The organism is Bradyrhizobium sp. Ghvi (assembly GCF_900115265.1).
GTDB lineage: Bacteria > Pseudomonadota > Alphaproteobacteria > Rhizobiales > Xanthobacteraceae > Bradyrhizobium.
Window position 1 is genome coordinate 338,616 of record NZ_FOVU01000002.1, and the last position, 14,166, is coordinate 352,781.

Here is a 14,166-nt window from a genome sequence, read left to right on the forward strand (position 1 = left end):
CCTAGAACAGCGACTTGGCGGCGGCCGAAGCGACGCTCACCACCGGACCCGCGAACACTGCGAACAGGATGTTGAACAGGCCCGCGACCGCCAGCACCGTCTTGACCTCGACCCTGACGGGATCGACCTGGCCGGCCGGCTCGTCGAAGTACATCGTCTTGACGATGGCGAGGTAGTAGTAGGCGCCGACGACGCTGGTGAGCACGCCGATCACGGCGAGCGTGAACAGGTTCGCCTTGATGGCGGCGACGAAGACGTACCATTTTGCGAAGAAGCCGGCGAGCGGCGGAACGCCGGCGAGCGAGAACAGCAGCATCGCGAACATGAAGGCGAGCAGCGGATTGGTGCGCGAGAGCCCTGCGAAATCGCTGATCTGCTCGACGGCCTGGCCATTGCGCTTCATGGCTAGGATGATCGAGAACGAGCCGAGCGTCATCGCGACATAGATCACGATGTACATCAGTACGCCCTGTGCGCCCTCGACCGTGCCCGAGGCAAGCCCGACCAGGGCAAAGCCCATATGGCCGATCGAGGAATAGGCCATCAGGCGCTTGATGTTGCTCTGGCCGATGGCGGCGAACGAGCCCAGCGCCATCGAGGCGATCGCCACGAACACCAGGATCTGCTGCCATTGCGAGACGATGCCGGGGAATGCGGTCAGCGTGACGCGGGTGAAGACGGCGAGCGCGGCGACCTTCGGCGCCGAGGCGAAGAAGGCGGTGACGGGCGTCGGCGCGCCCTCATACACATCGGGCGTCCACATGTGGAACGGCACGGCCGAGACCTTGAAGCAGAGGCCGGCGAGCAGGAAGACGAGGCCGAACACGAGGCCCGTGTTCGAGATCGTCGCCGCCGCGGCGATGCCGGTGAAGCTCACGGTGCCCGTGAAGCCATAGACCAGCGAGGCGCCGTACAGCAGCATGCCCGAGGACAGCGCACCGAGCACGAAATACTTCAGGCCGGCTTCGGTTGACTTGGCGTTGTCGCGGTTCGAGGCCGCCACGACGTAAAGGGCGAGCGACATCAATTCGAGGCCGAGATAAAGCGAGATCAGATCACCCGCCGAGATCAGCACCATCATACCGAGCGTCGAGAGCAGCACCAGGATCGCATATTCGAAGATGCGGCGGGAGGCGTCGGCCAGGAACTCGGCCGAGAGGATCAGCGTCACCGCCGAGCCGACCAGGGCCAGGATCTTCATGAAGCGCGCGAAGTCATCGACGATGAAGCTGCCGCCGAAGGTCACCTGCTTGCCTGATGGCAGCATGTATTCGAGCACGCCAACCGCGATCAGGAGCACGGTCGCCAGCGAGGTCACCGCGCTGGTGGTGCCCTGCCCGCGATAGGCGCCGAGCATCAGAAGCGCCATGGCGCCGATCGCGAGCACGAGCTCGGGCAGCACCGGCGCCAGTTGATAACCTGCAGTCGTAAAGCTCATGACGATATCCTGACCTGCCCGATCAATGGAGCAGTGCGGCGGCCTTCACGGCCGTCACAGCGGTGTTGTAGTTGTTGACGAGTTGCTGGACCGAGGCGGCCGACATGTCGAGCACCGGCTTCGGATAGACGCCGAACAGGATCGTCAGGGCAATCATCGGGAACAGCGTCACGCATTCGCGCAAGGTGAGATCCTTGATGCTCGCCAGCGACGGCTTGACCAGCGCTCCGAACACGACCTTGCGGTAGAGCCAAAGCGCGTAAGCAGCCGAGAGGATCACGCCCGTCGAGGCAAAGAACGCGGTCGGGATCGAGACCTTGAAGGTGCCGAGCAGTGTCATGAACTCGCCGACGAAGCCCGACGTGCCGGGCAGGCCGACATTGGCCATGGTGAAGACCATGAAGGTCATGGCGTAAAGCGGCATCCGGTTGACGAGGCCGCCATAGGCCGCGATCTCGCGGGTGTGCAGGCGGTCGTAGACGATGCCGACGCAAAGGAACAGCGCGCCGGAAACGATGCCATGCGAGATCATCTGGAACACGCCGCCGGCGACACCCTGCATGGTGCCGGCGAAGATGCCCATGGTGACGAAGCCCATATGCGCGACCGAGGAGTACGCGATCAGCTTCTTCATGTCCTCCTGCATCAAGGCCACCAGCGAGGTGTAGATGATGGCGATGGCGGAGAGCGTGAAGACGAACGGCGCGAAATCGTGCGAGGCCAGCGGGAACATCGGCAGCGAGAAGCGCAGGAAGCCGTAGCCGCCCATCTTCAAGAGGATCGCGGCGAGGACCACGGAGCCCGCGGTCGGCGCCTCGACGTGCGCGTCGGGAAGCCAGGTGTGCACCGGCCACATCGGCATCTTCACCGCGAACGAGGCGAAGAAGGCGAGCCAGGCCCAGGTCTGCATCGACCGCGGCACGGCGGTGTGCATCAGGGTCGGGATGTCGGTGGTGCCGCCGTTCCAGTACAACGCCATGATGGCGAGCAGCATCAGCACCGAGCCGAGCAGCGTGTAGAGGAAGAACTTGAACGAGGCATAGACCCGGCGCGGACCGCCCCAGACGCCGATGATCAGGAACATCGGGATCAGGCCGCCTTCGAAGAACAGGTAGAACAGCACGAGATCGAGCGCCGAGAAGGTGCCAATCATCAGCGTTTCCAGGATCAGGAACGCCATCATGTATTCGCGGACGCGGTTGGTGATCGCCTTCCAGCTCGCGATGATGCAGAACGGCATCACGGCGGTGGTGAGGATCACCAGCGGCAGCGAAATGCCGTCGACGCCCATGTGGTACGTTATGCCGGTCGCGAGCCAGGCCGTCTTCTCGACGAACTGGAAGTCGGCATTGGCAGGGTCGAAGCGCATGACCAGGATCACCGAAACGGCGAAGGTGATGATCGTGGTCCAGAGCGCGATCCAGCGCGAATTGCGCCTGGACGCCTCGTCGTCGCCGCGGCTCAGGTAAACGATCAGCGCGCCGACCAGCGGCAGGAACGTCGTGACCGAAAGGATGGGCCAGGTTGTCATTTACTGGCCTCCAAAGCCGAACATGAACCAGGTGATCAGGCCGGCGGCGCCGATCAGCATGGCGAATGCGTAGTGATAGAGATAGCCGGTCTGGATCTTCACGACGTTGCGGGTGATATCCAGCACACGGGCCGAAACGCCGTCGGGACCGAAGCCGTCGATGATGAAGCCGTCGCCCTTCTTCCAGAGCTGATAGCCGATCCACTTCGCCGGACGGACGAAGATGAAGTCGTACAGCTCGTCGAAGTACCACTTGTTGAGCAGGAACTTGTAGAGCATCGGCTGCGTGTTCGCGAGCTCGACAGGCAGATACGGCTTACGGATGTAGAAGGTGTAGGATACCAGGAAGCCGCCGACCATCATCACGAAGGGCAGCCAGCCGAGCAGATGCGGCATGTGCTCCATATCCTCGAGGATATGCGGGTTCATCTTCACGGACTCGCGGAAGAACTCCTCGACGCCGTGCGGCCCGGTGAACAGCTCCTTGAACGGGAAGCCGGCGAGGACCGAGCCGACGGCCAGCACGCCGATCGGGATCAGCATCCAGATCGGGCTCTCGTGCGCGGCCTCATAGTGCTCCTGGTCGTGCGGTTCGCCGAAGAAGGTCTTGAACACCAGACGCCAGGAATAGAACGAGGTCAGGCCGGCGGCCACGATCGTCAGCAGATAGGCGTATGTCGAGAACGGATTGTGCGAGGCATAGGCCGCCTCGATGATCGCGTCCTTGGAGAAGTAGCCGGCGAACAGCGGAAAGCCGGTCAGCGCCAGGGTGCCGACGGTCATCACCGCGAAGGTGTACGGAATCTTCTTCCAGAGGCCACCCATGTTGCGGATGTCCTGCTCGTGATGCATCGCGTAGATCACCGAGCCGGAGCCCAAGAACAGCAGCGCCTTGAAGAAGGCGTGCGTGAACAGGTGGAACATGCCGACCGAATAGGCCCCTGCTCCCATCGCGACGAACATGTAGCCGAGCTGCGAGCAGGTCGAATACGCCACGATGCGCTTGATGTCGTTCTGGACGAGACCGATGGTCGCCGCGAAGAACGCCGTGGTCGCGCCGAAGAACATCACGACGGCCTGCGCGTTCGGGGCGAGCTCGAACAGCGGCGACAGGCGCGCCACCATGAACACGCCGGCGGTGACCATGGTCGCGGCGTGGATCAGCGCCGAGACCGGGGTCGGGCCTTCCATCGCGTCCGGCAACCAGGTGTGCAGCAGGAACTGCGCCGACTTGCCCATCGCGCCCATGAACAGCAGGAGGCAGATCAGCGTCAGCGCATCGGCATGCCAGCCGAGGAAGTCGATGGTCTTGCCGGTGAGGCCGGGAGCCGCATGGAAGATGGTCTCGAAATCGGTCGAGCTCGTCAGCATGAAGATCGCAAAGATGCCGAGCGCGAAGCCGAAGTCGCCGACGCGGTTGACCACGAAGGCCTTGATGGCAGCGGCATTCGCCGACGGCTTCTGGTACCAGAAGCCGATCAGCAGGTAGCTCGCCAGGCCCACGCCTTCCCAGCCGAAGAACAGCTGCACGAGGTTGTCAGCAGTCACCAGCATCAGCATGGCGAAGGTGAACAGGCTGAGATAGCCGAAAAAGCGCGGCCGGTACGGATCCTCATCCATGTAGCCGATGGAATAGAGGTGCACGAGCGAGGACACGGTCGTCACCACCACCAGCATCACGGCGGTGAGCGTGTCGACGCGCAGCGTCCACCAGACCTCTAGCTCGCCGGAGAAGATCCAGGGCAAGAGCTGGATCCTGAGGTCGTGGCCGTTGAAACCGACATCGACCAGCGTCATCCAGGACAGCGCCGCCGAGACGAACAGCAACGCGGTCGTGATCAGCTCGGCGCCGCGCGAGCCCGCCGCCGGGGGCTCGACCGGGCCATGGCCGTGATCGTCGTGCCCGTCGCCCGGCTCGTGGTGGGACTCGTGAATGACCGACGCATCCTCGTTGATCGTATCGGACGCATGAGCGTGCGCGCCAGCACCGTGATCATGGCCGTGATCGCCGTGATGCTCGAGCTCGTCGCCGGAGGGGTTGCGGCCATGCGCGCCGACGAGCGAGATCAGGCCGGCCAGAATGGCGCCCAGCAGCGGCAGGAAAACGATTGCCTGAACCATGTGAGAGCTCAGCCCTTCATCAGATTGACGTCCTCAACCGCGATCGAGCCGCGGTTGCGGAAATAGACCACCAGGATGGCAAGACCGATCGCGGCTTCGGCGGCCGCAACGGTCAGGACCAGCAGCGCGAAGACCTGGCCGACGATGTCGCCGAGGAAGCTCGAGAATGCCACCAGGTTGATGTTGACCGAGAGCAGGATCAGCTCGATCGACATCAGGATGACGATGATGTTCTTGCGGTTCAGAAAGATGCCGAGGATGCCGAGCGTGAACAGGATCGCGCCGACCGCCAGATAATGTCCGAGCCCGATCGTCATTTCACCCACTCCGCCGCATCCGCGTCCGAGAGCCCCTGCCCCGGCGCCACCTTGCGCATCGCCATCGCCATCTCGGGCGTGCGCGCGTTCTGAACGTTGATGTCCTGCCGCTTCACGCTCGCCTTGTGACGCAGCGTCAGCACGATGGCGCCGATCATGGCGACCAGGAGCACCATGCCCGAGAGCTGGAAGTAGTGGACATACTTCGTATAGAGCACGAGGCCGAGCGCCTCGGTGTTCGAGACGTTGGCGGGGATCGGCGCCGTGATGGTCTTGCCGACGTTGGGATTGATGACCCAGGCGGCGACCGTCAGGAGCAGCTCGAACAGGAAGATGCCGCCGATCACGACACCGACCGGCAGGTACTGGATGAAGCCTTCGCGCAGCTCGATGAAGTCGACGTCGAGCATCATGATCACGAACAGGAACAGCACCGCGACCGCGCCGACATAGACCACGATCAGGATCATCGCGAGGAATTCGGCGCCCATCAGCACGAACAGGCCGGACGCGTTGACGAAGGCCAGGATCAGGTACAGCACGGAGTGCACGGGATTGCGCGAGACAATCACCATCACCGCCGAGGCGACGCAGATGCCGGCGAAGAGATAGAAGAACAGCGCGGGAAGGATCATTGGGCATTCCCCGTCATTCCGGGGCGCGGGCAAAGCCCGCGAACCCGGAATCCAGAGGTTGTGGCGCGAGATTCCGGGTTCGCGCTTCGCGCGCCCCGGAAGGACGAGGAGGTGACGGGAAGGATCATGCCCTCACCTCACCGGTACGGCGCGTCGAGCTCGATCGCTTTCGCGATCTCGCGTTCCCAGCGGTCGCCGTTGGCGAGCAGCTTGGCCTTGTCATAGAACAGTTCCTCGCGGGTCTCGGTCGCGAACTCGAAGTTCGGACCTTCGACGATGGCGTCGACCGGACAGGCCTCCTGGCAGAGGCCGCAATAGATGCACTTCACCATGTCGATGTCGTAGCGCACGGTGCGGCGGGTGCCGTCGTTGCGGCGCGGGCCGGCCTCGATGGTGATGGCCTGCGCCGGGCAGACCGCCTCGCACAGCTTGCAGGCGATGCAGCGCTCTTCGCCGTTCGGATAACGGCGCAGCGCGTGCTCGCCGCGGAAGCGCGGCGAGATCGGACCCTTCTCGAACGGATAGTTCAGCGTCGGCTTCGGCTGGAAGAAATAGCGCATGGCGAGGAAGAACGCCGAGACGAATTCCGACAGCAGAAGCGAGCGTGCAGTGGCGTTGACGTTGATACCCATGACGGCCCTCACTTCGGCGCGATGCCGGCGAATTGCAGCACGCCGGCCACCACGACCACCATCGCGAGCGACAGCGGCAGGAACACCTTCCAGCCGAGACGCATCAATTGGTCGTAGCGGTAGCGCGGCACGATCGCCTTTGCCATCGCGAACAGGAAGAACATGAAGAACAGCTTCAGCGAGAACCAGATGATCCCCGGCACCCAGTTGAAGGGCGGCAGGTCCACCGGCGGCAGCCAGCCTCCGAGGAACAGGATCGTCGCCATCGCGCACATCGTGACGATCGCGACATACTCGCCGAGCATGAACAGGAGATACGGCGTCGAGCCGTATTCGACCATGAAGCCGGCGACCAGCTCGGATTCCGCTTCAACGAGGTCGAAGGGAGGCCGGTTGGTTTCGGCCAGCGCCGAGACGTAGAACACCACGAACATCGGAAACAGCGGCCAGACATACCAGTTCAGAATGGTCAGCTGCGGCAACCCGATCAGGCTGGCGAGGCCGCGGGCATGCTGCGCCTCCACCACGGCCGAGAGATTCAGCGTGCCGGCGCAGAGCAGCACCGTGATGATGACGAAGCCGATCGAGACTTCATAGGACACCATCTGCGCCGCCGAGCGCAGCGCGGCCAGGAACGGGTACTTCGAGTTCGACGACCAGCCGGCCATGATGATGCCGTAGATCGACAGCGAAGAGATCGCGAAGATGAAGAGGATGCCGACATTGATGTCGGAGATCACCCAGCCGAGATTGGTCGGGATCACCGCCCAGGCCGCGAGCGCAAGCACGCAGGACACCAGCGGCGCCAGCAGGAACACGCCCTTGTTGGCGCCCGACGGAATGATCGGTTCTTTCAGCACGAACTTCAGGAGGTCGGCAAAGGACTGGAACAGGCCCCAGGGGCCGACCACGTTCGGGCCGCGGCGAATCTGCACCGCCGCCCAGATCTTGCGGTCGGCGAGCAGGATGTAGGCGATCGCGACCAGGAGGACGACGAGCACGAGCACGCTCTCGGCGATCATGATGATCAGCGGCCAGAGGAAACCGGTCCAGAATGCGCTTTCGAAGAATTCCATCAGATCACGCTCACTCCGCTGCGGTCAGCATGTGCCCGGAGGCGAGACGCGAGCATTCCGCCATGACGGCGGAGGCACGCGCGATTGGGTTGGTCAAATAGAAGTCGTCGACCAGAGGCTTGAACGGCGCCTTCTCCGGCGAGCCGCCTTTCCCCGCCAGCTTCTTGATCTGGTCGGCCGAGCCGGCCTCGATCTGATCGAGACGGATCAGGTGCGGCACGGCCTTGAAGACCGCCTGGCGCAGCGCGCTGAGCGAGTCGTAGCTGAGCTTCTTGCCGAGCGCTTCCGACAGCGCGCGGATGATCGCCCAGTCCTCGCGGGCTTCGCCCGGCGGGAACGCGGCGCGCCCGGTCATCTGCACGCGGCCTTCGGTGTTGACGTAGATCGCCGACTTCTCGGTGTAGGCGGCTGCAGGCAGGATCACGTCGGCGCGGTGCGCGCCGCGGTCGCCATGAGTGCCGATATAAACGACGAAGGTTCCGTCCGGCGCGTTGATCTCGTCGGCGCCAAGCAGGAACAGGAGGTCCAGCGTGCCGAAGGTCGTCATCTGCGCGGCATTCAGGCCACCGCCCGACGCGGAGAAGCCGATGTCGAGCGCTCCGACGCGGGAGGCCGTCTCGTGCAGCACGCCAAAACCGTTCCAACCGTCCTTCACCGCGCCGATGTCGAGCGCGAGTTTGGCGGCGGCCGCGAGAATGGCAGCGCCGTCGTGGCGCGTGGCCGCGCCGGCGCCGACCAGGATGATCGGGTTCTTGGCGTTCTTCAGCACGTTCATGAAGGAGTGCTTGCCGGCCGCAAGGTCGCTGAGCGTCTCGGTGCCCGCGCCGAGATGATCGTAATCGTAAGTGAGATCGGCCTTGGCACCGATCACGCCGACCTTGAAGCCGCCGGTGCGCCAGCGCTTGCGGATGCGGGCGTTGAACACGGCCGCCTCTTTCCGCGGATTGGCGCCGATGATGAGCAGCGCGTCCGCCTGCTCGACTCCCGCCAGCGTCGGATTGAAGATGTAGGAACCGCGGCCGAGCGCGGGATCGAAGGCGTCGCCGCCCTGCACCGCCAGATTGGCCGAGCCGAATTTTGCCAAGAGATCCTTCAGCGCGAACATCTCCTCGACGCCGGCGAGGTCGCCCGCGATCGCGCCGATGCGCTTGCCGTCGGTGCGCGCCGCCTTGGCCGCAATCGCCGCAAAGGCTTCGGGCCAGCTCGCCGCGCGCAGCTTGCCAGCTGCGCGAATATAGGGCCGGTCGAGCCGCTGGGTGCGCAGGCCGTCGACGACGTGGCGCGTTTTGTCGGAGATCCACTCCTCGTTCACTGCCTCGTTGATGCGCGGCAGGATGCGCATCACCTCGCGGCCGCGGGTATCGACGCGGATCGCCGATCCGACGCCGTCCATGACGTCGATCGACTGGGTCTTGCCGAGCTCCCAGGGACGCGCCGCGAACGCATAGGGCTTCGAGGTCAGCGCACCGACCGGGCAGATGTCGACGAGATTGCCCTGCAGTTCCGAGGTCAGCGCGTGCTCGAGATAGGTCGTGATCTCCATGTCTTCGCCGCGGCCCGTGGCGCCCATCTCGGGAGCGCCGGCGACTTCCGCCGAGAAGCGAACGCAGCGCGTGCACTGGATGCAGCGGTTCATCGAGGTCTTGACCAGCGCTCCGAGGTATTTGTCCTCGACTGCCCGCTTGTTCTCGGCGAAGCGGCTGGTGTCGACACCATAGCCCATCGCCTGGTCCTGCAGGTCACACTCGCCGCCCTGGTCGCAGATCGGGCAGTCCAGCGGATGGTTGATGAGAAGGAATTCCATCACGCCTTCGCGCGCCTTCTTCACCATCGGCGAACGCGTGGAGATCTCCGGCGGCTCACCCTTCGGGCCCGGACGGCAGTCGCGCACGCCCCAGGCGCAAGATGCGACCGGCTTCGGGCCGCCCTTCACCTCGACGAGGCACATCCGGCAATTGCCGGCGATCGACAGGCGCTCGTGATAACAGAAGCGCGGAATCTCGGCGCCGGCCGCCTCGCACGCCTGAAGCAGCGTGTATTCGGCGGGGACATCGATCTCTTTGCCGTCGATGATGAGCTTGGTCATGTCTCTTACTCCGCCGCGACCATGTTCACGGGATCGCGGACGCCGATGTCGTCGACATCGGCCTTGTGCGAATATTCGTCGATGCGCGCCTCGATCTCGTGACGGAAATGCGTGATCAGGCCCTGGATCGGCCAGGCAGCCGCATCGCCGAGCGCGCAGATGGTGTGGCCCTCGATCTGCTTGGTGACCTCAAGCAGCATGTCGATCTCGCGCTTGTGAGCGCGACCTTCGGCCATGCGGGTCAGCACGCGCCACATCCAACCCGTGCCTTCGCGGCACGGCGTACACTGGCCGCAGCTCTCGTGCTTGTAGAAATAGGAGATGCGGGCGATGGCGCGGATCAGGTCGGTCGACTTGTCCATCACGATCACGGCCGCGGTGCCGAGGCCCGAGCGCAGCTTGCTCAGACTGTCGAAATCCATCGGCGTGTCGATGATCTGCTCGGCCGGCACCATGCGCACCGACGAGCCACCGGGGATCACGGCCTTGAGGTTGCCCCAGCCGCCGCGGATGCCGCCGCAATGTTTCTCGATCAGCTCTCGGAACGGAATGCCCATGGCTTCTTCGACATTGCAGGGCCGCTCGACATGGCCGGAGATGCAGAAGAGTTTGGTGCCGACATTGTTCGGACGACCGATGCCGGCGAACCAGGCGGCGCCACGCCGCAAAATGTCGGGCGCGACCGCGATCGACTCGACGTTGTTCACCGTGGTCGGGCAACCGAACAGGCCGACATTGGCCGGGAACGGCGGCTTCAGGCGCGGCTGACCCTTCTTGCCCTCGAGGCTTTCGAGCAGCGCGGTCTCTTCTCCGCAGATATAGGCACCGGCGCCATGCGCGACGTAGATATCGAACGGCCAGCCGTTGACGTTGTCCTTGCCGACCAGCTTGGCGTCGTAAGCCTGATCGATCGCGGCCTGGAGGCGTTCGCGCTCGCGGATGAACTCGCCGCGGACGTAGATGTAGCAGGTGTGCGCGTTCATCGCGAAGCTGGCGATCAGGCAGCCCTCGACCAGGAGATGCGGATCATGCCGCATGATCTCGCGGTCCTTGCAGGTGCCGGGCTCGGATTCGTCGGCGTTGACGACGAGATAGCTCGGCCGGCCGTCAGTCGATTCCTTCGGCATGAAGGACCATTTCAGACCAGTCGGGAAGCCGGCTCCGCCGCGGCCGCGCAGGCCCGACGCCTTCATCTCGTTGATGATCCAGTCGCGGCCCTTGTCGATGATGTTCTTCGTGCCGTCCCAGGCGCCGCGGCGCCGCGCACCCTCGAGCCCCCAATCATGGAGGCCGTAGAGGTTCTTGAAGATGCGGTCCTTGTCCTCGAGCATATCAGTGCTTTCCGATCAACGGTTGGCCTGCTTGTAGGCAAGCCCGGCGGCGCAGACGGCGAAGGTCAGCGCCCAGAGCAGACTGGATTCCTGCGACGCGTTCATCGCGAAACGCTGCAGCAGGAACATGAAGGCGGCCGCGAGCGCGGCGTGCATGGCGACGAAGCCCCATTTCTTCACGGCCTCGCTCCCCTGCTTCGCGTGAGACGGAAGACCCATCAGGAGGTCTCCTTCAGCGTGGTCGGGCCGCCCACCGGTGCGGAGAACTGGCGGCCGTTCTGCGGACCGGGCTTCGGCGGATTGCCGGAGGCAAACCCGTCGAGCACCTTGCCAAAGGTTTCCGTGGTCAGGTCCTCATAGGTGTCCTTGCCGATCAATACCATCGGTGCGTTCACGCAAGCACCCAGGCACTCCACCTCTTCCCAGCTGAAATTGCCGTCCTTGGACAGATGGAAGGGATCGTGATGGATCCGGCTCTCGCAGACATGGATCAGATCTTCGGCGCCGCGCAGGCGACACGGCGTGGTGCCGCAGACCTGGACGTGGGCCTTCTTGCCGACCGGTGCGAGCTGGAACATCGTGTAGAAGGTCGCGACTTCGAGCACGCGGATATAGGGCATGTCGAGCATGTCGGCGATGACACGGATCGCGGCTTCCGACACCCAGCCCTCGTTCTGCTCCTGCGCGCGCCAGAGGATGGCGATGACGGCCGAGGCCTGGCGTCCGGTCGGATATTTCGCGATCTGCTGCTTCGCGAATGCGAGGTTCTCCTCCGTGAACGCAAAGCTCGCGGGCTGGACTTCCTTCGGTGCTAATCGGCGAACGGACATCTGTTATCTCTCACTGCATGCGGCGCGCGTTTTTCGCATTCAGGGCATCGATCCTGTCCTGCCAGAACGCACTTGCGGTGCCGAAAACGTTGTAGCCGACATGGGTGGAGACCTTGATGCGATCGAGGATCGACAGCTCGGTCACGGTCTCCATCCGGTTGCTGCGCGGATCGAACACGATCAGCTTCAGCGGGGTCTGTTCGAGAATATAGCGCGACACCGCATGCGAGCGGTCGCTGCCGTGCTCCTCGCACATGATGACGCTGTCGGCCTGGAGCAGCCGGGCGCCGCCCTTGATCGCCTCGATCTCGACCCCCTCGACGTCGAGCTTGATCAGGTACTTGCCTGACGCCGCGATCTTGCCGTCGTCGATGAGATCATCGAGCGCAAGAACGGGCACGTCCTCGCCGCCGTCGGATGGTGCGCCGGCGATGCTGAAGGCCTCGTGCTTGGTGCCTGACAGACGCGCGGTGCCGCGCGCAGCACCGATCGCGCACTTCATGGTCTCGAAGCGGTTGCCGTTCACGCGCGCATTATTTGCGAGCTTCGGATAGTTCTGGCCCGACGGCTCGATCGCGATCGCCTTGTGCGAACCGAACGGCTTGCTCGACACCAGCACCGACCAATAGCCGTAATTCGCGCCGCAATCGAGCAGCGTGTAGTCGACGTCGATGGAGTCCGCGAACAGCAGCTCCAGCTCGTCCTCGTAATTGTACGCGCGATTGAGCAGCTTGCTCCAATAGCCGTCGCCGTAGGGAAATTCGAACACCGCATCGGGATTGAGCCTGATCGCGATGTTGCGCTCCGGCAGCGTCTTCCGCAGCAGATTGGCGCAGGCGATGTAGCCCATATGCGAGAAGTGCGAGGAGATCTTCGATCCCGTCACCAGCGCCAAGGCAGCCGTCCGCTCCCACAGGTTGGCCCCTTCAAGGGCCCCTGAGGCACGGTCAAACTGGATTGGCGCCTGCGCCATCACCGATCGACCTCGCCGAACACGATGTCGAGGGAGCCGAGAATGGCCGAGACGTCGGCGAGCAGATGGCCGCGGCAGATGTGGTCCATCGCCTGAAGATGCGCAAAGCCCGGCGCGCGGATCTTGCACTTGTAGGGCTTGTTGGTACCGTCCGAGATCAGATAGACGCCGAACTCGCCCTTGGGCGCCTCGACCGCGGCGTAGACCTCGCCTTCCGGCACGTGAACGCCTTCGGTGTAGAGCTTGAAGTGGTGGATCAGCGCTTCCATCGAGCGCTTCATCTCGCCGCGACGGGGCGGCGCGACCTTGTTGTCCTCGACGACGACGGGGCCCTTCCCGTCAGGCGCATTCAGCTTCTGGATGCACTGCTTCATGATGCGCACGGACTGGCGCATCTCTTCCATGCGGATCAGATAGCGGTCGTAGCAGTCGCCGTTCTTGCCGATCGGAATGTCGAAATCCATTTCGGCATAGCATTCATAGGGTTGCGACTTGCGCAGATCCCAGGCCGCGCCCGAGCCGCGCACCATCACGCCCGAAAAACCCCACTCCCAAGCTTCCTTCAGCGGCACCACGCCGATGTCGACGTTACGCTGCTTGAAGATGCGGTTCGCGGTGAGCAACCGGTCGAGGTCGTCAACGACCTTCAGGAACGGATCGCACCAGGCTTCGATGTCGTCGATCAGCTTCTGCGGCAGGTCCTGATGCACGCCGCCGACGCGGAAATAGGCTGCGTGCATGCGGCTGCCCGAGGCGCGCTCGTAGAACACCATCAGCTTCTCGCGCTCTTCAAAACCCCACAGCGGCGGGGTCAGCGCGCCGACGTCCATCGCTTGCGTGGTGACGTTCAGAAGATGCGAGAGGATGCGGCCGATCTCGCAATAGAGCACGCGGATCAGCTGGCCGCGGCGCGGCACCTCGATGCCGAGCAGCTTCTCGGCCGCGAGGCAGAAGGCATGCTCCTGGTTCATCGGCGCGACGTAGTCGAGCCGGTCGAAATACGGGATCGCCTGCAGATAAGTCTTCTGCTCGATCAGCTTCTCGGTGCCGCGATGAAGCAGGCCGATATGAGGATCGACGCGTGCGACGACTTCGCCGTCAAGCTCCAGCACGAGGCGCAGCACGCCGTGCGCCGCCGGATGCTGCGGGCCGAAATTGATGGTGAAGTTGCGAAGGTTCTCGGGTTGCTCGTTCAT

At 63.8% G+C, this 14,166-nt stretch carries 13 protein-coding genes; all 13 read right to left on the bottom strand.

All coding sequences use genetic code 11. The features are described 5' to 3' along the window. Window position 1 precedes the first annotated feature (1 nt). Window positions 2–1,438: an NADH-quinone oxidoreductase subunit NuoN gene (gene nuoN, locus BM374_RS08320; RefSeq protein WP_092290876.1), complete on the bottom strand. Its 1,437-nt coding sequence runs from the start codon at window positions 1,436–1,438 to the stop codon at window positions 2–4. A gap of 22 nt (window positions 1,439–1,460) precedes the next feature. Continuing rightward, complete coding sequence (locus tag BM374_RS08325; RefSeq protein WP_092290878.1) at window positions 1,461–2,969, bottom strand: NADH-quinone oxidoreductase subunit M; 1,509 nt, start codon at window positions 2,967–2,969, stop codon at window positions 1,461–1,463. Then, the gene (gene nuoL / locus BM374_RS08330; protein WP_092290880.1) at window positions 2,970–5,090 is read right to left on the bottom strand and encodes an NADH-quinone oxidoreductase subunit L; all 2,121 of its coding nucleotides are present in this window, start codon (window positions 5,088–5,090) and stop codon (window positions 2,970–2,972) included. Between the two features lie 8 nt (window positions 5,091–5,098). After that, window positions 5,099–5,407 carry an NADH-quinone oxidoreductase subunit NuoK gene (gene nuoK / locus BM374_RS08335; protein WP_036010170.1) on the bottom strand — a complete coding sequence of 103 codons (309 nt, stop codon included), beginning with the start codon at window positions 5,405–5,407 and terminating at the stop codon, window positions 5,099–5,101. Beyond that, a complete protein-coding gene (locus tag BM374_RS08340; protein ID WP_092290882.1) occupies window positions 5,404–6,042 on the bottom strand; it encodes an NADH-quinone oxidoreductase subunit J in 639 nt (212 codons plus the stop codon). The genes nuoK and BM374_RS08340 overlap by 4 nt, the downstream gene beginning before the upstream one ends. A 137-nt stretch (window positions 6,043–6,179) precedes the next feature. After that, complete coding sequence (nuoI, locus tag BM374_RS08345) at window positions 6,180–6,674, bottom strand: NADH-quinone oxidoreductase subunit NuoI (protein ID WP_191093171.1); 495 nt, start codon at window positions 6,672–6,674, stop codon at window positions 6,180–6,182. Window positions 6,675–6,682: 8 nt separating this feature from the next. Then, window positions 6,683–7,750 (bottom strand): NADH-quinone oxidoreductase subunit NuoH, encoded by a 1,068-nt coding sequence (gene nuoH, locus BM374_RS08350; RefSeq protein WP_092290884.1) that lies wholly within the window; start codon window positions 7,748–7,750, stop codon window positions 6,683–6,685. A gap of 10 nt (window positions 7,751–7,760) precedes the next feature. Then, on the bottom strand, window positions 7,761–9,836 hold the full coding sequence (nuoG, locus tag BM374_RS08355; protein ID WP_092290886.1) for an NADH-quinone oxidoreductase subunit NuoG: 2,076 nt from the start codon (window positions 9,834–9,836) through the stop codon (window positions 7,761–7,763). A gap of 5 nt (window positions 9,837–9,841) precedes the next feature. Continuing rightward, the gene (gene nuoF / locus BM374_RS08360; RefSeq protein ID WP_092290888.1) at window positions 9,842–11,167 is read right to left on the bottom strand and encodes an NADH-quinone oxidoreductase subunit NuoF; all 1,326 of its coding nucleotides are present in this window, start codon (window positions 11,165–11,167) and stop codon (window positions 9,842–9,844) included. A 15-nt stretch (window positions 11,168–11,182) separates the two neighbouring features. After that, complete coding sequence (locus tag BM374_RS08365; protein ID WP_092290890.1) at window positions 11,183–11,386, bottom strand: hypothetical protein; 204 nt, start codon at window positions 11,384–11,386, stop codon at window positions 11,183–11,185. Further along, window positions 11,386–11,997 carry an NADH-quinone oxidoreductase subunit NuoE gene (nuoE, locus tag BM374_RS08370; protein WP_092290892.1) on the bottom strand — a complete coding sequence of 204 codons (612 nt, stop codon included), beginning with the start codon at window positions 11,995–11,997 and terminating at the stop codon, window positions 11,386–11,388. Before nuoE ends, BM374_RS08365 begins: the two co-directional genes overlap by 1 nt. 10 nt (window positions 11,998–12,007) lie before the next feature. Next, the gene (locus BM374_RS08375) at window positions 12,008–12,970 is read right to left on the bottom strand and encodes an FkbM family methyltransferase (RefSeq protein WP_177248176.1); all 963 of its coding nucleotides are present in this window, start codon (window positions 12,968–12,970) and stop codon (window positions 12,008–12,010) included. Next, the gene (locus BM374_RS08380; RefSeq protein ID WP_092290896.1) at window positions 12,970–14,166 is read right to left on the bottom strand and encodes an NADH-quinone oxidoreductase subunit D; all 1,197 of its coding nucleotides are present in this window, start codon (window positions 14,164–14,166) and stop codon (window positions 12,970–12,972) included. Before BM374_RS08380 ends, BM374_RS08375 begins: the two co-directional genes overlap by 1 nt.